This is a genomic window from Streptomyces sp. NPDC001617, from assembly GCF_053596855.1.
The window spans coordinates 72,839-91,770 of sequence record NZ_JBSFHA010000014.1 but is presented as its reverse complement, the minus strand read 5'-3'; the positions used below and the strand labels follow the sequence as shown (position 1 = coordinate 91,770).

Genomic DNA, 18,932 nt, shown 5'->3' with positions numbered 1-18,932 from the left:
GTGGGTGAGTCGGCCGATGCCATCCGTGAGTTGGGTGCGTCTTGGATCTCCGCTGTACCTCGGCTGCACGGGCCCTAACCAGTGAAAAGCGAGTCTGGAGTCACTTCCGGAACAGGAAGTGACCCTCCGCCAGATCCTCACCGCTCTGGAGATGCGATGACCCGTCGTTCCCTCAGCAAGCGCGCAGCCATCGTCACGGCCACCGCCCTCCTCACCGTCGGCACGGTCGGTACCGTCGCCGCCACCGCCGGGGCGCAGCCCGCCGCCCCCAAGCCCGGCAAGGCGCAGATCGCCGGGCTGTTCACCACCTGGAACAAGACGCTGCAGACCGGCGACCCGGAGAAGGTCGCGGACCTGTACGCGAAGGACGCGGTGCTGCTGCCCACCGTCTCCAACAAGATCAGAACCAACCACGCCGAGATAGTCGACTACTTCGAGCACTTCCTGCAGAACAAGCCGGTCGGGAAGAAGATCGACACGATCGTGAACGTGCTCGACAAGAACTCGGCCATCGACACCGGCATCTACCAGTTCACGCTCACCGACCCGAAGACCGGCGAGAAGAGCGTGGTCAAGGCCCGCTACACGTACGAGTACGAGAAGCGGGACGGGAAGTGGCTGATCGTCAACCACCACTCCTCGAAGATGCCCGAAGGGTGATCGAGACGCACAGACCGCCGCCGGGAGCGTCCCGCAGGGTCACCGTGCCTCCGTCGTCCGTCACGAGTTGTTTGACGACGGCGAGGCCCAGCCCTGACCCGGAGCGCCCGGTCAGGCCCTGACCGCGCCAGAAGCGGTCGAACGCGCGGGACTTCTCCGCATCCGACATGCCCGGGCCTTCGTCGAGCACGGAGAGGACGACCTCGTCGGCCCTCGCCTCGACCCGGACGGTGATCGTGCCGCCGTCCGGGGAGACCTCCAGCGCGTTCGAGAGCACGTTGTCCAGCACCTGGTCCAGATGACCGGGGCCGGCCAGCACAGACGGCCGGCCGTCGACATCACTCCCCCTGAGCGCGATGGTGACTCCGCGCTCGTCGGCGGCCGGTCTCCACACCGACAGCCTCTCCCGCACGATGTCCACGAGCGACAGCGGCTCCGCCGCCGTCACCTTCGCCTCCGCCCGCGCCAGCACCAGAAGTCCGTTGACCAGCCGGCTCATGCGGACGACTTCGGCGGTCGCCTGCTCGACGTCCTCGCGTACGAACTCGTCGTCCACGCCGTCCGCGATGTTGTCCAGGGAGAGCCTCAACGCCGTGAGGGGCGTACGGAGTTGATGCGAGGCATCGGCCACGAAGATGCGTTGCGAGGCGACCAGTGTGTCGAGGCGTTCCGCGCCCTGGTTGAGGGTGCGGGCGAGGGTCTGGGTCTCCGGCGGGCCCGTGACCGGTGAGCGTGCCGTCAGGTCGCCGTCGCTGAACTTGCTCGCCATGGCGTTGAGTTCACGCAGGGGTGCGGTGATCCGGCGTGCGGCGAACGCGCCGATGGCGGCGGCCGCGGCCAGTACCAGTGCGGCGAGCCCGGCCCGGAAGCCCCAGATCTGCCACAGCCGCCTGGTCATGTCCGAGGTCGAGTAGACGATCCGTACGGCGGCGTCCCCCTGTGCGGGGACGGTGACCGTCAGATGCCTGCCCCAGATGAAGTCGGAGCCCCAGTCGGTCGTCGGCTCGTTCTGCTGTACGGCCCGGGTCAGCGCCGCGCCCGCGGCCGGCGCCCGCAGTGTCGGGGCGCAGCCGACGCTCGGGGTCACCTCGACCCTGCCGGGGGTCCTCTCGCGGTACGCCTTCGCCACCTCGGTCAGGGCCTCGCACGAGATCCGGTCGCCGTTGCCCAGCAGCAGCGCCATCGTCTGGGCCTCGCGCAGCACGGACTGCTTGGTGTCGTCCCGCAGCTGCTTGGTGAGCGTGAACGCCACCGGCACCGTGAACAGGAGGATGGCGACCGCGACGAGCAGGATGTAGCTCCGGATGAGCTGCCGGTTCATGAGGCGCCGTTTCCGCCCACGTCGTTCACGATCTCCAGCCGGAACCCGACCCCTCGTACCGCCTCGATCGTGATCGCTCCGGCGAGCTTGCGCCGCAGCGCCGCCACGTGGACGTCCAGTGTCTTGGTCGGCCCGAACCAGTTCGCGTCCCAGACCGCCTCCATGATCTGCTCGCGCGTCATCAGCGCGCCCGGCTCCTCGGTGAGGAAGGCCAGCAGGTCGTACTCCTTGGGGGCGAGGGCCACCTCCTCGCCGTCGAGGCGGACGCGGGCCGCCTTGCGGTCGATGGTGAGGCGGGTGCCGTACTCGTCCGCGGTGCTTTCCGAGGACGAGGCCGTACGGGGCCGGACGCGCCGCATGACCGCTCTTATGCGGGCGATGACCTCCCGTACCCCGAACGGCTTGGAGACGTAGTCGTCCGCGCCGAGCTCCAGCCCGACCACCCGGTCCGTCTCGTCGCTGCGCGCGCTGATCACGATGATCGGCACGTCACCGCGCTCGCGCAGCGCCTTGCAGACGTCGAGGCCGTCGGTGTCGGGCAGCCCGAGATCGAGGAGTACGACGTCGTACGGACCCTCGTGGCTCAGCGCCGCCCCGCCCGTCGAGACCCACTCGACGTCGAAGCCGTAGCGGCCGAGGCCACGGCGCAGGGACTGGGCGACCGGCTCATCGTCTTCCACCAGCAGTACGCGCACACAGCGCACAGTAGTGCTTGAAACTTAATTCACAGTCGTCACTGTGACCCGGGGCACTTTCGGAGTGGTCGCGTCCCCGGCGGGCAGGGAGGTGGTGGAGCGTCCGGTCTCACCATGTGGTTCCACTCGGGTGGAATTCGGACGCTCGTTAAACTGAGCCGACATATACGGGACTGAGCGAGGAGCGCACGTGGGCCTTGTCGTGCAGAAGTACGGAGGCTCCTCCGTAGCCGATGCCGAGGGCATCAAGCGCGTCGCCAAGCGGATCGTGGAAGCCAAGAAGAACGGCAACCAGGTGGTTGTCGTGGTCTCCGCGATGGGCGACACGACGGACGAGCTGATCGATCTCGCCGAGCAGGTGTCTCCGATGCCTGCCGGGCGTGAGTTCGACATGCTGCTGACCGCCGGAGAGCGGATCTCCATGGCTCTGCTGGCCATGGCGATCAAAAACCTGGGCCACGAGGCCCAGTCGTTCACCGGCAGCCAGGCGGGCGTCATCACCGACTCCGTCCACAACAAAGCCCGGATCATCGACGTGACGCCCGGCCGGATCCGGACCGCGCTGGACGAGGGCAACATCGCCATCGTCGCCGGCTTCCAGGGCGTCAGCCAGGACAAGAAGGACATCACCACGCTCGGTCGTGGTGGGTCCGACACCACCGCCGTCGCGCTGGCCGCCGCGCTGGACGCGGAGGTGTGCGAGATCTACACCGACGTGGACGGCGTGTTCACCGCCGATCCGCGGGTGGTGAAGAAGGCGAAGAAGATCGACTGGATCTCCTTCGAGGACATGCTGGAGCTGGCGTCGTCCGGTTCCAAGGTGCTGCTCCACCGGTGTGTGGAGTACGCCCGCCGCTACAACATCCCGATCCATGTCCGCTCCAGCTTCAGTGGGCTGCAGGGGACCTGGGTCAGCAGTGAGCCGATTGGGGACCAGAAGGTGGAGCAGGCCATCATCTCCGGTGTCGCGCACGACACCTCCGAGGCCAAGGTCACGGTCGTCGGCGTGCCGGACAAGCCGGGCGAGGCCGCCGTCATCTTCCGCGCGATCGCGGACGCCGAGATCAACATCGACATGGTCGTGCAGAACGTGTCGGCCGCCTCCACCGGGCTGACCGACATCTCCTTCACCCTTCCCAAGACCGAGGGCCGCAAGGCCATCGACGCCCTGGAACGTGCCAAGGTCGGCATCGGCTTCGACTCGCTGCGCTACGACGACCAGATCGGCAAGATCTCCCTGGTCGGCGCCGGCATGAAGACCAACCCCGGAGTCACCGCTTCCTTCTTCGAGGCGCTCTCCGACGCGGGTGTGAACATCGAGCTGATCTCGACCTCCGAGATCCGCATCTCGGTCGTCACCCGCGCCGACGACGTGCCGGACGCCGTGCGCGCCGTGCACAGCGCCTTCGGCCTGGACTCCGACAGCGACGAGGCCGTCGTCTACGGAGGCACCGGGCGATGACCGGACGACCGACGCTCGCGGTCGTGGGAGCGACCGGAGCCGTCGGCACGGTCATGCTCCAGATTCTGTCCCAGCACGCGGACATCTGGGGCGAGATCCGTCTGATCGCCTCGCCGCGCTCGGCCGGCCGCAAGCTGTCCGTGCGGGGTGAGGCGGTCGAGGTGGTGGCCCTGTCGGAGGAGGCCTTCGACGGGGTCGACGTCGCCATGTTCGACGTGCCCGACGAGGTGGCCGAGCACTGGGCGCCGGTCGCCGCGGCCAAGGGCGCGGTCGTGGTCGACAACTCCGGCGCCTTCCGGATGGACCCGGACGTGCCGCTGGTCGTCCCCGAGGTCAATCCGCACTGCGCCCGTCGCCGGCCGCGCGGGATCATCGCCAACCCCAACTGCACGACGCTGTCCATGATCGTGGCCCTGGGCGCGCTGCACGCCGAGTTCGGGCTGCGCGAGCTGGTCGTCTCCTCGTACCAGGCCGTGAGCGGGGCGGGGCGCGCCGGTGTCGAGACGTTGCGGCAGCAGCTGGCGCTGGTCGCGGGGACGGAACTGGGGACGCACCCCGGTGACGTACGGCGGGCCGTCGGCGACAACACCGGGCCGTTCCCGGAGCCGGTCGCGCTGAACGTCGTACCGTGGGCCGGGTCGCTGCGTGAGGACGGCTGGTCCTCGGAGGAGATGAAGGTGCGGGACGAGTCCCGCAAGATCCTCGGGCTGCCCGAACTGCCCGTCGCCGTCACCTGTGTGCGGGTGCCGGTCGTCACGACGCACTCGCTGACCGTCCATGCCCGCTTCGAGGGCGAGGTCACCGTGGACAAGGCGCGCGAGATTCTGGCCACCGCGCCCGGTGTCGTCCTCTTCGACAATCCGGAGGCCGGGGAGTTCCCCACGCCGGCCGATGTCGTGGGCACCGATCCGACCTGGGTGGGCCGGGTGCGGCGCGCGCTCGACGACCCGACCGCGCTCGAACTCTTCGTCTGCGGTGACAACCTCCGCAAGGGCGCGGCCCTCAACACCGCACAGATCGCGGAGTTGGTCGCCGCCGAACTCGCAGGCCAGTGACCCGGACCAGTTTGTAAGATCGGTCAACGAAATGTGAGCCGGTCGATGGTCCGGACCACTTGCTGTGGAAGCCCTTCGCGTCCGAAGATTTTCCTCCCCGTCCTCCGCAACCGCGTGCAGGGCGGGGAGCGTCTTTGCGAACGCCCTTCAGGGGGTTGCGGGGATGCGGTACGAGGTGTGGGGACATCTCGGTCATTCAGAATATAGGGGAAGAGCGGGTAGGTATGAGGGCGTTTGACGCACGGTCAGTTGCGCTGCCTGACACCAGACCGCCGGTTGCGGCACATGACGCAAAAGTGACGCTCGGCACGTACAACCCTGACGGGGGGGAACGTGTCCAACTGGCGTGGCAGAGGTTCTCGACTTCAGTGCGGCGACCCGCGGTACGGCCCTACGGCCCCGCCCGTCGCTCCGACCCCGCATGCCCGGCGCGTCCGGCGGCATGCCGGTGATCGCGCCCATGCCCGCAGCGCGGCCCGCCCGCATACCCAGTCAGCGCGACGGCGCCGAGTACGCCGAGGACACCGCGGCGGCCGGCACCACCGTCGACCATCTCACCGAGACCTACCGCGCGCACTACCGCTCGCTGCTGGGTCTCGCCGCCCTCCTGCTCGACGACACCGCCTCCTGCGAGGACGTCGTCCAGGAGGCCTTCATCCGGGTGCACTCGGCGCGCAAGCGCGTCCGTGACCCCGAGAAGACGCTCGCCTATCTGCGTCAGACGGTCGTCAATCTCTCCCGCTCCGCCCTGCGTCGTCGCATCCTCGGACTCAAGCTCCTGTCCAAGCCCATGCCCGACATGGCGAGCGCCGAGGAGGGCGCGTACGACCAGCTGGAGCGGGACTCCCTCATCAAGGCGATGAAGGGCCTGCAGCGCCGCCAGCGCGAGGTCCTGGTGCTGCGCTACTTCGCGGACATGACCGAGGCCCAGGTCGCCGAGACGCTCGGCATATCGCTGGGCTCGGTGAAGGCGTACGGTTCCCGGGGCATCGCCGCCCTCCGGATCGCGATGGAGGCGCCCGCATGAACCGGGACGCCCAGGGACCCGACTCCCACGACCGCCACGAGCCGTTCGCCTGGCACGAGCCGACCGGACCGCACGGGCAAGACCACACGCAATCGCACGCTGGGAACGGAACTGTGAACCACGGCCTCGACGACCAGAACCCCGGCGGGTTCGACTCGGACGAGCAAGCCCTGCGCAGGATGCTGCACCAGGCGGTGCAGACGGTCGAGCCGCGTGACGGCACGCTGGACCACCTGCGGCGGGCCGTGCCCGCCCGACGCGCCCGCAAGCGGCAGGCGATGGTCGGCATGGCGGCCGCCGCGCTCTTCATCGGCACCGCCGTCCCGGCCCTCGTGCACGTCTCCAACTCCACCGGCTCCGATGTCAACCCGTCGATGGCCGGCCAGGCCTCCCAGGCCCAGGGCGGGGCGAGCCAGGGAAAAAACGCGGACGGCAGTGAGTCCACTGCCGGCGGCTCCTCAGGACAGTCCCAGGCCACGGACAAGGCCGGCACCAAGGGCGACGGCAAGGGCAAGAACGGCGGCGCCGCGACGGCCGGCGGCACCGGCACCGACCCCGCGTCGACCCTTGCGGCGGCTCCCGTCTGCACGGCGGCGCAACTCGGCCAGCCGACCGGCACCGTGGGCTCCCCGGACTCCCTCGGCGCGGTGTACGGCACCTTCCGCGTCGTCAACATCTCCACCGCCTCCTGTACGGTCGGCGGCCCCGGCTCCGTGTCCTTCCAGGCCACGGGCGCGGCGGACGCCACCAAGATCAGAACGGCACGTCATGTGGCCGGGGACGCGGCGGCCTCGCTGCCCGACCCGTCCACCGAGGTCGCCTCGCTGGTACTGGCGCCGGGTGCGGCCTACGAGGTCAAGTTCGCCTGGGTGCCCTCGGAGACCTGCCCCACCACCGGTGGCACCACCGGCGGCACGACGGACGGCGGCTCCACCGCCTCGCCGACGCCCACGCAGGACGCGAGCACCTCGGGGACCACGTCCAGCGGCACGGACAGCGGCGTGACGACCCAGATGCTGACCGAGGACGGCGGCACGGCGGACGGCAGTGTGATCGTGTCCCACACGACCGAGGCGGGGTCGCCGACGGTTTCGGCGACGGTGTCCAACGCGTGTGTGGGGGTTGTCTACTACACCGGGGTGCTGGCGGGTTCGTGAGCCGAAGGAGGAGAGCGACCGGCGTCAGACGCCGACCTTCTCCTCCTGCTGCACCAGCCCCATCTCCGCGTCCCGCGCGAACTCGGCCTCCCGGCGCAGCAGGCGGAACCACATGAAGACCACGAAGCCGGCGAAGACGAACCACTCGCCGGTGTAGCCGAGGTTCTGGAACGCCTTCAGGTCCAGGCCCGAGTCCGCCGGTGCCGTCGCCGGTACGGCGGTCATACCGGCGTCGGCCTCGTTCAGCGTGACCCACGCGTCGTACACGTGGTACGGCACGAGGTTCACCAGCGACGCCGAGCTGATCGCCGCCGTCTGCCCGGACGGGAGCCCGCCCTGGGCGCTCACCCCGTTGTCGCCCGGTGTCTCGGAGGCCTGCAGCGCACCGGTCACGGTGACCTCGCCGGTCGGCGCGGCGGGCGCCTTGGAGGCATCCGCCGATCCCGGCAGCCAGCCCCGCACCACGGGCAGCGCCCTGCCGCCGTCGGTGCGCAGCAGCGTCAGGACGTAGAACCCCTTCTTGCCGTCGAGCGTGCGGTCCGGGACGAGCAGCTGCTTGCCGTACCGGCCGGTCGCGGTGACCTGCTTGCCGGACGTCGCCTTGTTCACCGGCAGCAGCTCCCGCAGCGGCCTGGCCGCCTCGTGCTTGCTCTCGGCGACCTGCTCGGTCGCGTTCCGATGGTCCTGTACCCGGTCCTCGAAGCGGCTCAGCTGCCATGACCCCATGAAGATGCAGAAGGGGATGGCGAGCAGCACGAAGACGTTGATCCCCCACCAACGGGGCGTCAGCAGAAACCGGTACACGCTTCCACGGTACGGGGCCGCCGCGCCGGGCTCGGCCGCGGGGTTCAGTACCGCTCGGAGAGATGGTCCCGGCCGGCCGGGGGCTCGTACGGCTCCGGCCAGAAGTCTGTGATGGTGGATATACGGCCGTCCTCGTCCGCGGTGAAGAAGGAGATGGCGTACATCTCCTCCCACCCGACCGTGACGTGTGCCCAGGTGACCACCTGGTCCGGCTCGGCGATCGTCCGCTCGACTCGCAGGTGCCAGTCGCCGGGATATTCCCGGTTGAACCGGACGTACCGCACCCGCCCGCTGATCCGCTCGCGGGTCTGCGGGAGCGTGTAGACGACGTCCTCGGCGAGAGTGCTCGCGAACGTGTCCCAGTCCCGGGCCTCGGCGGCGGCCCAGAACGTCTCGACTGTCTTGCGCAGATCGGTCATGTCGAGAAGTCTGCACCCCGCCACTGACAGTCAGTCTGCCGGCGCGGGCGGGGTGGACATGAGCCGCCTTCCTGACCTGCTTGGACGTGCGTTCGGTAAGTGAGCGGTAGAAGTTGTCCACAGCCTGAGGAGCTCACCGGCGAATTGTCGGCGGGACCAGGCACCATGGCTGCATGACTGAGAGCAACGCCTCCGCCGCGCCGGAGCGGAACGAAGAGATGCCGGACTGGGAGAAGCGCTTCCGGGCGCCCCGGGTGTCGCTGCCCGACTGGGCCGAGGACGCCCCCGACCGCTCCCTGTTCGTGTCGAACGCGACGGGGACGTACGAGCTGTATGCCTGGGACCGATCGTCCGGCGAGCAGCGCCAGGTGACGGACCGGCCGAACGGTACGACGGACGGCGTGCTCTCCCCGGACGGCGCGTGGATCTGGTGGTTCGACGACAAGGACGGCGACGAGTTCGGCGTCTGGCGCAGACAGCCCTTCGGGGGAGGGGCGGACGACCTCGCCGTCCCGGGCCTGGACCCCTCCTACCCGGCGGGCCTGGCCATCGGCCGCGACGGCGGTACGGCGGTCGTCGGCCGCTCGACCGACGAGGACGGCACGACGATCCACCTCGCCCGTATCGGCGAGGACCCCCTGGAGATCTACCGTCACCGCGAGTCGGCCGGCGTCGGCGACCTCGCGCACGACGGTTCGCTGATCGCCATCGAGCACACCGAGCACGGCGACGCGATGCACTCCGCGCTGCGCGTCCTGCGCCCCGACGGCACGGCGGTCGCCGAACTCGACGACACCAAGGGCGGCACGGAGGAGCTGGGCCTGGAGGTGCTGGGCTTCGCACCGGTCGACGGCGACACCCGGCTGCTCGTCGGCCACCAGCGCCGGGGGCGTTGGGAGCCGCTGGTGTGGGACGTGGCGACCGGCGAGGAGACCGACCTCGCCCTCGACCTGCCCGGAGACGTCAGTGCCGAGTGGTACCCGGACGGCACGGGCCTGCTGGTCGTGCACAGCTTCGAGGCCCGCAGCGAGCTCTTCCGCTACGACCTCGCGAGCAGCGCCCTGGTCCGGGTCCCCACCCCGCCCGGCTCGGTCTCCGGCGCGACGGTCCGCCCCGACGGCAGCGTCGAGTACCTGTGGTCGTCGGCCGCCGAGCCGTCCGCGGTGCGCTCCACCACGGGCGAGGTGGTCCTGGACCCGCCCGGTATGAAGTCCCCGGGCTCGGTGCCGGTGCAGGACGTGTGGGTGGAGGGCCCGGGCGGCCGTATCCACGCGCTGGTCCAGAAGCCGGCGGGAGCGACCGGCCCCCTGCCGACGGTCTTCGACATCCACGGCGGCCCGACCTGGCACGACAGCGACGCCTTCGCGGCGGGCCCGGCGGCCTGGGTCGACCACGGATACGCGGTGGTCCGCGTCAACTACCGCGGCTCGACGGGCTACGGCCGTGCCTGGACGGACGCCCTGAAGCACCGGGTCGGCCTGATCGAGCTGGAGGACATCGCGGCGGTCCGCGAATGGGCGGTCACCTCGGGCCTCGCCGACCCCGACCGCCTGATCCTGACCGGCGGTTCGTGGGGCGGCTACCTCACCCTCCTCGGCCTGGGCACCCAGCCGGACGCGTGGACGCTGGGCATCGCGGCGGTTCCGGTCGCCGACTACGTCACGGCGTACCACGACGAGATGGAAGCGCTGAAGGCCATGGACCGCACGCTGCTGGGCGGCACCCCCGAGGAGGTCCCCGACCGCTTCGAGGCGTCCTCGCCCCTGACCTACGTCGACAAGGTCAAGGCCCCGGTCTACATCTCGGCCGGCGTCAACGACCCACGCTGCCCGATCCGCCAGATCGAGAACTACGTGGAGCGGCTGCAGGGCAGACGCGCCGTCCACGAGGTGTACCGCTACGACGCCGGACACGGTTCGCTGGTGGTGGACGAGCGGATCAAGCAGGTGCGGCTGGAACTGGAGTTCGCGGAGAGGCATCTGGGCTGACGGTCGGCTCTCGGCGCCGGTCGGGTGTATCCAGCCCGTTGGGGGGTGCCCCCTCCGGGGGAGGACTAGGCCCGTTCAGGGCCGACGCGGGGTCTGGGGGCGGCAGCCCCCAGCAACGCCTGCTGCGACTGCGACGGCCGGCGCCCCATCAACTCGGCCAACCCCGTCCTCGTGGCGGCCAGCACCACCCGGTCCGACCCCTTCAACGCATAGGAGTCATCCAGGTCCCACACCAACCCCGACTGCCGCCCGTCCTCGTAGGCCTCCTCCGTCGCCGTCTCCTGACGATCCCCCGGCGGCGACGTCGACCGATCGAGCGCCAACACCCGCCACGCTCCCGCCCGAAACGCCTGAGCGAGCGTCTTCCCCTCCAGCTGCGGATGCCCGCCCACATCCACCGCAGCGAACAGCAGCACCCGCCGCTCGACCGGAATCGCCCCCAGAATCTGCCGCCCCATCATCGCCCCGGCAAACGCGGGGGCCGCCAGATGAGACACACTCCGAGACCGGGTGGACGCCCGCGGATGCGCCGCCCGCAGGGTGCGGTACACGGCGGTCGCGAAGTCGTCGTCGTACAGCCGCAGCACCACCCGTAGATCCGGCCGTACGGAACGGGCGTACAGCGCGGCCTCCAGATTCGTCGTGTCCGCGCTGGTCACCGCGAGCAGCGCATGCGCACGGTGGATCTTGGCGGCCTCCAGGACGCCCTCCTCGGTGACGTCCCCGAGGACGACCGGCACCCGCAGCCGCCGAGCCGTGGCGAGCCCTCGCGCGTCGGGGTCGGACTCCACGCACACCACCGGAATGTTCAGTTCCCGCAGCCGGGTCAGCACCCGTGTGCCGATCTTGCCGAGCCCGAGGAGGACCACATGCCCGCCCAGCCCCCTAGGCGGCTTCCGCAGCGCGGACGCGGTGCGGAAGGTGCCGAGCGCCTCGAGCACCGCGGCCAGCAGCACCGGAAGCAGCAGCAACCCGACCAGTCCGGAGAGGAGTTGGAGGATCTGACGGCCGAGGGACTGCCCGATGGCGGGATCGTCGATGGCGAACATGTCGAGCAGCGTCAGATAGAAGGCCTTCAGCGGATGCATGTCCGTCACCAGCCACAACGCCACCGCGAGCGCGACCACGCACGCCACCATGCCCGCCAGCGACCACCGCAGCCGCCGCGAGAACAGCGAGGCGAACGGTACGGCGCCGCGCGCGGGCGGCAGCGCGGGGCCGGCGTAGGAGACCTGTTCCAGGACGACGGTCCCGCGCCCGGTCGCGCCGCGTACCGTCTCCGCGTCGGGCAGCAGCAACGGCCCCTGTTCCTCGCCGAGTTGGGAACTGTCGGCGCCGGGCGGTTCGTTGCTGGAGAGCACCGCCAGCGTGGCCAGCCCCGGCCGGGCGACCTGTCCGGGACGCGGTGTGCGCTCCACCGCGCGCAGCAGCAGCCCGTCGGTCTGGACGACCTTGCTGGTGCCGGCGACGGCGGTGGCGGCCAGTGCCGGTGCGGCCGTGTCGGCGTCGGACAGGACGGTCGTGGAGGCGTCGAAGCCCGCGCCGTCGCCGCCGCCCGCGGCCAACGTGGCGGCCTGGTCGAGGAGTTCCTCGATGTGCTGCCCCAGCCGGCGGTTGTAGAGGCGGAGGACGAGGCGCAGTCGGGGGTTGAGGCGGCGGGCGGTGAGGGCGGCGCGGATGTTGGTCTCGTCGTCGTCATAGACGAGGGCGAGGGCGGCGGCCCGTTCCACGCCGGCGTCGGCGAGCACGGCCTCGGTCGCCTCGACGGCCTCGACGATCTGCTGGGTGCCGACGGGTTCGGCGCCGTTCCCGCCGGCCCGGCCCACCGCCGCGGTCACGCGGTCGAGCAGTGCCGTCGTGGTCGCGCGGGCCCGGCCCACGACCGGCAGGCGGACACTGCGCTCGGAAGGTGGTACGACGAGGGTGACCTGTTCGCCGTAGACACCGCGCAGTTCGGCGGCCAGACGGTGCGCCAGCCCGTCGTCTCCGCACACGACCATGTGCGCATACCCCGCCGCACCATCCGGCTGACCTTGATTCGGAACACTCGCCACGAGGGGAAAGACTGCCTCACCGGGACGGGTGGTTCCAGCGACGAACTCGTAAGGTCGCTGAACGTCCACCGACTCCCCGCCGTACTGAGGGGGAGGAAGACGAGCGCCCTTCCGCAGCGCACCACCGGAGGTACCGAGCCTGTGGCCATCACCAAGCCGGCCCCCACGGGGGCGGACAGCCATGAGCCGGTGCGGGGTGCGCCGGAGCCGAAGCCGGACGAGACCCCCCGGGCCGGTCACCGGACCGAGGATTCACCCAGGGCCGGTCAGGACGCCAAGAGCCCACCGGAAGTCAAGAACGCACCGGAAGTCAAGAACGCACCGGAAGTCAAGAACGCACCGGAAGTCAAGAACGCACCGGAAGCGAAGAACGGACCGGAAACCAAGGACTCGCGGTCCTCTCTCGTCCTGACCATGCTTCTGCTTCTCCTCGTGCTGCTCCAGGGCCCCATCCGCGGCGCCCTCTCCGCGCCTGTGATGCAGAGCTGGATGACGGTCTTCGTCGCCGTGCTCGTGCAGGCGTTGCCCTTCCTGGTGCTCGGTGTGCTGCTCTCGGCGGCGATCGCGGTGTTCGTGCCGCCGTCGTTCTTCGCACGCGCCCTGCCGAAGAGGCCGGCCCTCGCCGTTCCGGTGGCGGGCATGGCGGGCGCGGTGCTGCCCGGCTGCGAGTGCGCGTCGGTCCCCGTGGCCGGAGCGCTCGTGCGCCGGGGCGTGACCCCCGCCGCCGCGCTGGCCTTCCTCCTCTCCGCCCCCGCGATCAACCCGATCGTGCTGACCGCCACCGCCGTCGCCTTCCCCCGCAACCCCGAAATGGTCCTGGCCCGCTTCGTCGCCAGCCTGCTCGTGGCCTGTGTGATGGGCTGGCTGTGGCAACGTGTCGGCCGTACCGACTGGTTGAGGCCGCCGGAGCGCCCGCACTACGAGGGGCAGAGCAAGGGCGCCGCCTTCTGGGGCTCGGTCCGGCACGACGTGATGCACGCGGGCGGCTTCCTGGTCATCGGCGCGATGGCCGCGGCGACGCTGAAGGCGGTGGCCCCGGCGAGCTGGCTGCGTACGGCGGCGGACAACCCGGTCGTCGCCATCCTCGCGCTCGCGATCCTCGCCGTACTGCTGTCGATCTGCTCGGAGGCGGACGCGTTCGTGGCGGCGTCGCTGACGCAGTTCTCGCTCACCGCGAAGCTGGCGTTCCTGGTCGTCGGCCCGATGATCGACCTCAAGCTCTTCGCGATGCAGGCCGGCACCTTCGGCCGCGGCTTCGCGCTGCGCTTCGCCCCCGCCACCTTCTGCCTCGCGATCGCGGGCGCGGTCCTGACCGGGGCGGTGCTCCTGTGAACCGGCAGGCCCAGGCGGCGATCCTGTTCCTGACCGGCGCGGCCCTGCTGCACGCCGGTTTCACCAACCTCTACCTGCGCTACGTCAAGGCGGGACTGCAACCGCTGTTGCTGGCCTCGGGCGCGGTACTGATCGCGACGGCGCTGGCGACGGTCTGGTACGAGTGGCGGAACCGGAGGAAGGACGACACCCACGGCGATGCCCGTGCCCAAGACCATGCCCATGCCCATGCCCATGCCCAAGAGCATGAACACGGGGACGACCACGGCCATGTCCACCACGAAACCCGCATCTCCTGGCTCCTGGTCCTGCCCCTTCTCGCCCTGATCCTCGTCGCCCCGCCCGCCCTCGGCTCCTACAGCGCGATGCGCACCGGTACGGCCCTGCAACAGCCGTACGGCTACAACAAGTTGCCCGCCACCGGTCCTCTCGACCTCAATGTGGTCGACTACGCGACCCGGGCCGTCTACGACCACGGCCGCTTCATAGAGGGCCGCCCGATCAAGATCACCGGTTTCGTCGCCCTCGACCACGCCGGCGCTCCCTACCTGGTCCGCATGGCCCTCAACTGCTGTGCGGCGGACGCCCAGCCGGTCAAGATCGCGCTCACCGGCAAGATCCCGCCCGTCCTCCAGCCCGACAAGTGGCTCGAGGTCACCGGGACCTACACCGCCAGGCAGACCAAGGACCCGGTCAACAACGGCCCCATCCCGTACTTCCAGGTGACGTCCGCGTCCCCGGTGCCGACGCCGAAGGACCCGTACGACGAGAGCTGGAACAACTGACGCGCCTGTGTACAGAGCTGTCCACGCCAAGAAACAGCAGGTCACGGAAGTCGGCCCTGTGACATCATGACGCCCCATGACGACCGGCCACACCCCGTTGACCATGCAGGACGCCATCCTCACGCTCCAGAACTACTGGAGCGCCAACGGTTGCCTGATCACGCAGCCGTTGAACACGGAGGTCGGCGCGGGTACGGCCAACCCGTCCACGGCGCTCCGGGTGATCGGCCCGGAGCCGTGGAGCGTGGCGTACGTCGAGCCCAGCGTGCGGCCCGACGACTCCCGCTATGGCGAGAACCCGAACCGCCTGCAGACGCACACCCAGTTCCAGGTGATCCTCAAGCCGGACCCGGGCAATCCGCAGGAGCTGTATCTCGGCAGCCTCCGGGCCCTCGGCGTCGACCTCACCGCGCATGACATCCGGTTCGTCGAGGACAACTGGGCCTCGCCCGCGCTCGGCGCCTGGGGGCTGGGCTGGGAGGTCTGGCTGGACGGCATGGAGATCACCCAGTTCACCTACTTCCAGCAGGTCGGCGGGGTCTCCCTGAACCCGGTGTCGGTCGAGATCACCTACGGCCTCGAACGCATCCTGATGAACCTCCAGGGCGTCTCCCACTTCAAGGACATCGTCTACGCGCCCGGCATCACCTACGGCGAGGTGTTCGGCCAGAACGAGTACGAGATGAGCCGCTACTACCTCGACGACGCCGACGTGGAGACGAACCACAAGCTCTTCGAGGCCTACGCGTCCGAGGCGCGGCGCCTGCTGGACCTGGAGCTGCCGGTCCCGGCGTACCTGTACGTCCTCAAGTGCAGCCACACCTTCAACGTCCTGGACGCGCGCGGAGCGATCAGCACCACCGAGCGCGCCAAGTCGTTCTCGCTGATGCGCGGCCTGACCCATGAGTCGGCCAAGCTGTGGGCCGCGCGCCGCACGGCCCTCGGCCACCCCCTCGGGGTGACCCCGGACCCCGCCCCGGCGGTGCGCGCCGCCCTGCCGGCCATGTCCCGCCCCGAGACGCTGCTGTTCGAGATCGGCCTGGAGGAGCTGCCGTACGCGGATGTCGTCGCCACCACCGACGCGGTACGGGAGTCGATCACCACCAGGCTGGCCGCCACCCGTCTCAAGCACGGCACGATCACCGTCATGGCCACCCCGCGCCGGGTCGTCGTCACGGTGGAGGCGGTGCAGCCGCGCGAGGCGGACACCGAGAAGACCGTACGGGGGCCGAAGGCGGCCGCCGCCTACAAGGAAGGCGCTCCCACGCAGGCCCTGCTGGGCTTCGCCCGCAGCCAGGGCGTCGAGCCCGAGGCCGTCAGGACGGTCACCGTCAAGGGCACCGACTACGTGGCGGTCACCCGCGAGGAGCCGGGCCGCCCGGCGCCCGAGGTGCTCAGCGACCTGCTCTCCGAGGTGGTCTCCGGCCTGCGCGCCTCCCGGAACATGCGCTGGAGCGACCCGAACCTCTCCTTCTCCCGCCCGGTCCGCTGGCTGCTCGCGCTGCTGGGCCGCACCCCGCTCCCCGTGACGGTCTCCGCGCTCGCCTCCGGTACCACCACCCGCGTCCACCGCACCGCCGCCGACCCGGTCGTCCATGTGACGACCGCGGAGGGCTACTCCCACTTCCTGCGGATGCACGGCATCGTGCTGGAGCGGGAGGTGCGGTACGACGCGGTGGTGCGCGGCGCCGAGCGGCTGGCGGTGGAGGTCGGCGGGCGTATCGACGCGGAGGCCCAGGCCGGCCTGATCGACGAGATCACCGACATCCTGGAGTTCCCGCACCCGGTGCTGGGCTCCTTCGAGGAGCGCTACCTCGAACTGCCGACGAGCGTGCTCACCACCGTCATGCGCAAGCACCAGCGCTATCTGCCGGTGCTGCAGGGCGACCAGCTCATGCCGCACTTCATCACCTTCGCCAACGGCGCCTGTGACGACGACGTCGTCCGGGCGGGCAACGAGGCGGTGCTGCGGGCGCGTTACGAGGACGCGGCCTTCTTCTGGCGGGCCGATCTGAAGGTGGCGCCGGCCGAGTTCCGGGGCCGGCTGGACCAGCTGACCTTCGAGGACCGGCTGGGCACGGTGGCCGACCGCGCCGGACGGATCGCCGCGCTCGCCCTCGAACTCGCCACCACCGCGGGGCTGGTGGAGGACACGCTGGCCACTGTCCGCCGGGCCGGTGAGCTGGCGAAGTTCGATCTGGCCTCGCAGATGGTGGTCGAGTTCTCCGGGCTCGCGGGGGTGATGGCGGAGGAGTACGCCCGTCGCGCCGGTGAGCCGGAGGCGGTGGCACGGGCGCTGGCCGAGATGGAGATGCCGCGGGCGGCGGGCGGCGCGCTGCCGGCCTCCGACGCGGGCGCGGTCCTCTCGCTCGCCGACCGGTTCGACCTGGTCACGGGCATGTTCGTGATCGGTGCGGTGCCGACGGGAAGCTCCGACCCGTACGGGGTGCGCAGGGCCGCCATCGGGCTGGTCAACGTCCTGCGCGCGGTGCCCGCGACGGCCGGCCTCGCGGTGACCGACGGTCTCCGTGCGGCGGCGGCCCGGTACGCGGCCCAGGGCATCGAGATCCCGGCCGAACGCCTCACCGAGGCCGCCGAGTTGATCGCCCGCCGCTATGAGCAGCAGCTGGTGGACGCGGGCCACGAGCACCGGCTGGTGCAGGCCGTACGGGTGTGGGCGGACCGCCCGGCGCAGGGCGACCGCGTACTGGCGGCGCTCGAACGGCACGTGGACACCGAGGAGTTCACGGCACTGGTGGCGGCGCTTCAACGGGTGGTGCGGATCCTTCCGGAGGACCAGCCGAAGGACGCGGACCGCACCCTCCTCACCGCCCCCGCGGAACTGGCCCTCGCCGAGGCGACCGAGTCCGTCCGCCAGGCCCTCCAGGGCCGCGAGGACGACCTCACGGCGCTGGTGGAGGCCTCGGCTCCGCTGGTCGCGACGATCGACGCCTTCTTCGAGGGGGTGCTGGTCATGGACCCGGACCTGGAGATCCGGGCGGCCCGGCTGTCCCTGCTGTCGGAGGTGGCCCACCTGGTGAACGACACGCTCCAGTGGAGTGCCTTGTAGATCAGAGCTCTTTCGTCGGCCAGTCCAGCAACCGCGCCCCGATCACCGCCGTCTGCAACATGTAGCGGTGAGCGGGGTCGGTCGGATCTGCCCCGGTGAGTTTCTGGATCCGCTCCAGCCGATACGTCAACGCCCGCACGCTCAAGGACAGTCGCCGAGCCGCCTCGGCCGCCACACACCCGCAGTCGAAGTAGGCGGCAAGCGTGACCAGCAGCGGCTCGGCGCCGCCCCGAGCCGTCGTCAGCGGGCCCAGCGCGTCCTCCACGAGGTCGGCCATCGCCTGCCGGTCCCGGGTCAGCACCGGATACACCAGCATGTCGGCGGCCCGCAGCACCGGCCCCTCCAACGCCAACCGACCCGCCAGATCAAGGGTGTTGAGCGCCTCCTCGTAGGACTGCACGACCCCACCGGCACCGTGGTGCGGCCGCCCGATGGCGACCCGCCCGCCGTCCGTGGCCGCGTACGCCTGCTTGGCGAAGTAGGCGAGGACCTCGTCCTGGTCGCCCGGCGCGATGCACAGCAGCCGGCCGTCCTTGGTGGTCACCAGGATGTTGCGTTCGCCGAAGCGGGAGTTGAGGGACCGCTCGACGCGGCGCAGGACCGGCGCGCCCTCGTCGTACGGTGTGGAGCCGACCGCGACCGCGACGGCGTGGGCGTGGGAGAGGCGCAGGCCGAAGCGTTCGGCGCGTTCGGCGAGATGGCCGAGGTCGCTGCGGCCGTAGAGGAGGTCGTCGATGAACTCCCGGCGCGCGGCTTCCTCCTGGCGTACGGCGAGCAGTTGGGCGTGTTCGTAGCCCTCGGCGAACGCGTCCACGACCTGCTGCACGGCCGCGAGGGTGCTGTCGGCCGAGCCGGGGGTGGTGGGCCAGGCGGCGCGGGTCGCGGCGAGATGGGCGCTGACCAGCGCGCGCAGGCCGTGACCGGCCTCGGCGGCCCTCTCGCCCAGCGTGCGCCGGGTCTCCAGCTCGTCGCGGGTCAGGCGGCGCCCGGTGGCCGAGACGTCCGCCAGCAGCTGGGCATACCCGTCCAGATACTGGTCGGGTATCTCATGCTCCGCCACCTCGGCCCCCGTTTTCTTGACGCGCCGGTGACGGTTTCTTAGC

At 70.6% G+C, this 18,932-nt stretch carries 15 protein-coding genes; 9 read left to right on the top strand and 6 right to left on the bottom strand.

All coding sequences use genetic code 11. From position 1 onward, the window contains the following. The first annotated feature begins 156 nt into the window (after positions 1-156). Complete coding sequence (locus tag ACWC09_RS13720) at positions 157-660, top strand: SgcJ/EcaC family oxidoreductase (protein WP_450850709.1); 504 nt, start codon at positions 157-159, stop codon at positions 658-660. Here the strand turns inward: ACWC09_RS13720 and ACWC09_RS13715 are convergent. After that, on the bottom strand, positions 626-1,981 hold the full coding sequence (locus tag ACWC09_RS13715; protein WP_450850708.1) for a sensor histidine kinase: 1,356 nt from the start codon (positions 1,979-1,981) through the stop codon (positions 626-628). The two genes, ACWC09_RS13720 and ACWC09_RS13715, sit on opposite strands and share 35 nt — an antisense overlap. Continuing rightward, positions 1,978-2,676 carry a response regulator transcription factor gene (locus tag ACWC09_RS13710; protein WP_450850707.1) on the bottom strand — a complete coding sequence of 233 codons (699 nt, stop codon included), beginning with the start codon at positions 2,674-2,676 and terminating at the stop codon, positions 1,978-1,980. Before ACWC09_RS13710 ends, ACWC09_RS13715 begins: the two co-directional genes overlap by 4 nt. 190 nt (positions 2,677-2,866) lie before the next feature. On the opposite strand from ACWC09_RS13710, the gene ACWC09_RS13705 reads away from it, so the two are divergent. The 4 genes from ACWC09_RS13705 to ACWC09_RS13690 all read left to right on the top strand — a co-directional run bounded on the left by ACWC09_RS13705 (position 2,867) and on the right by ACWC09_RS13690 (position 7,377). Beyond that, on the top strand, positions 2,867-4,138 hold the full coding sequence (locus tag ACWC09_RS13705) for an aspartate kinase (RefSeq protein WP_450850706.1): 1,272 nt from the start codon (positions 2,867-2,869) through the stop codon (positions 4,136-4,138). Then, on the top strand, positions 4,135-5,193 hold the full coding sequence (locus tag ACWC09_RS13700) for an aspartate-semialdehyde dehydrogenase (RefSeq protein ID WP_450850705.1): 1,059 nt from the start codon (positions 4,135-4,137) through the stop codon (positions 5,191-5,193). The genes ACWC09_RS13705 and ACWC09_RS13700 overlap by 4 nt, the downstream gene beginning before the upstream one ends. A 346-nt stretch (positions 5,194-5,539) precedes the next feature. Next, on the top strand, positions 5,540-6,220 hold the full coding sequence (locus ACWC09_RS13695) for a SigE family RNA polymerase sigma factor (protein WP_450850704.1): 681 nt from the start codon (positions 5,540-5,542) through the stop codon (positions 6,218-6,220). Between the two features lie 113 nt (positions 6,221-6,333). Then, positions 6,334-7,377, top strand: a complete 1,044-nt coding sequence (locus tag ACWC09_RS13690) for a hypothetical protein (protein WP_450850703.1) — start codon at positions 6,334-6,336, stop codon at positions 7,375-7,377. Positions 7,378-7,401: 24 nt separating this feature from the next. Here the strand turns inward: ACWC09_RS13690 and ACWC09_RS13685 are convergent, their stop codons facing one another. Together ACWC09_RS13685 and ACWC09_RS13680 are read right to left on the bottom strand one after the other, a co-directional pair. Continuing rightward, on the bottom strand, positions 7,402-8,181 hold the full coding sequence (locus tag ACWC09_RS13685; RefSeq protein ID WP_450850702.1) for an SURF1 family protein: 780 nt from the start codon (positions 8,179-8,181) through the stop codon (positions 7,402-7,404). A gap of 44 nt (positions 8,182-8,225) precedes the next feature. After that, a complete protein-coding gene (locus tag ACWC09_RS13680) occupies positions 8,226-8,600 on the bottom strand; it encodes a nuclear transport factor 2 family protein (RefSeq protein WP_450850701.1) in 375 nt (124 codons plus the stop codon). Positions 8,601-8,773: 173 nt separating this feature from the next. Here ACWC09_RS13680 and ACWC09_RS13675 point away from each other — a divergent pair, with 173 nt between their 5' ends. Further along, positions 8,774-10,588 (top strand): prolyl oligopeptidase family serine peptidase, encoded by a 1,815-nt coding sequence (locus tag ACWC09_RS13675; RefSeq protein WP_450850700.1) that lies wholly within the window; start codon positions 8,774-8,776, stop codon positions 10,586-10,588. Positions 10,589-10,653: 65 nt separating this feature from the next. Here the strand turns inward: ACWC09_RS13675 and ACWC09_RS13670 are convergent, their stop codons facing one another. Beyond that, positions 10,654-12,588 carry an NAD-binding protein gene (locus ACWC09_RS13670; protein ID WP_450850699.1) on the bottom strand — a complete coding sequence of 645 codons (1,935 nt, stop codon included), beginning with the start codon at positions 12,586-12,588 and terminating at the stop codon, positions 10,654-10,656. Positions 12,589-12,783: 195 nt separating this feature from the next. Here ACWC09_RS13670 and ACWC09_RS13665 point away from each other — a divergent pair, with 195 nt between their 5' ends. The 3 genes from ACWC09_RS13665 (at position 12,784) to ACWC09_RS13655 (ending at position 17,829) form a co-directional block, all read left to right on the top strand. Beyond that, positions 12,784-13,974 (top strand): permease, encoded by a 1,191-nt coding sequence (locus tag ACWC09_RS13665; protein WP_450850698.1) that lies wholly within the window; start codon positions 12,784-12,786, stop codon positions 13,972-13,974. Then, on the top strand, positions 13,971-14,759 hold the full coding sequence (locus ACWC09_RS13660; protein WP_450850697.1) for a TIGR03943 family putative permease subunit: 789 nt from the start codon (positions 13,971-13,973) through the stop codon (positions 14,757-14,759). Before ACWC09_RS13665 ends, ACWC09_RS13660 begins: the two co-directional genes overlap by 4 nt. Before the next feature lie 76 nt (positions 14,760-14,835). Then, positions 14,836-17,829 carry a glycine--tRNA ligase gene (locus ACWC09_RS13655; RefSeq protein WP_450850696.1) on the top strand — a complete coding sequence of 998 codons (2,994 nt, stop codon included), beginning with the start codon at positions 14,836-14,838 and terminating at the stop codon, positions 17,827-17,829. 1 nt (position 17,830) lies between these two features. Here the strand turns inward: ACWC09_RS13655 and ACWC09_RS13650 are convergent, their stop codons facing one another. Continuing rightward, complete coding sequence (locus ACWC09_RS13650; protein WP_450850695.1) at positions 17,831-18,889, bottom strand: PucR family transcriptional regulator; 1,059 nt, start codon at positions 18,887-18,889, stop codon at positions 17,831-17,833. Positions 18,890-18,932 lie beyond the last annotated feature (43 nt).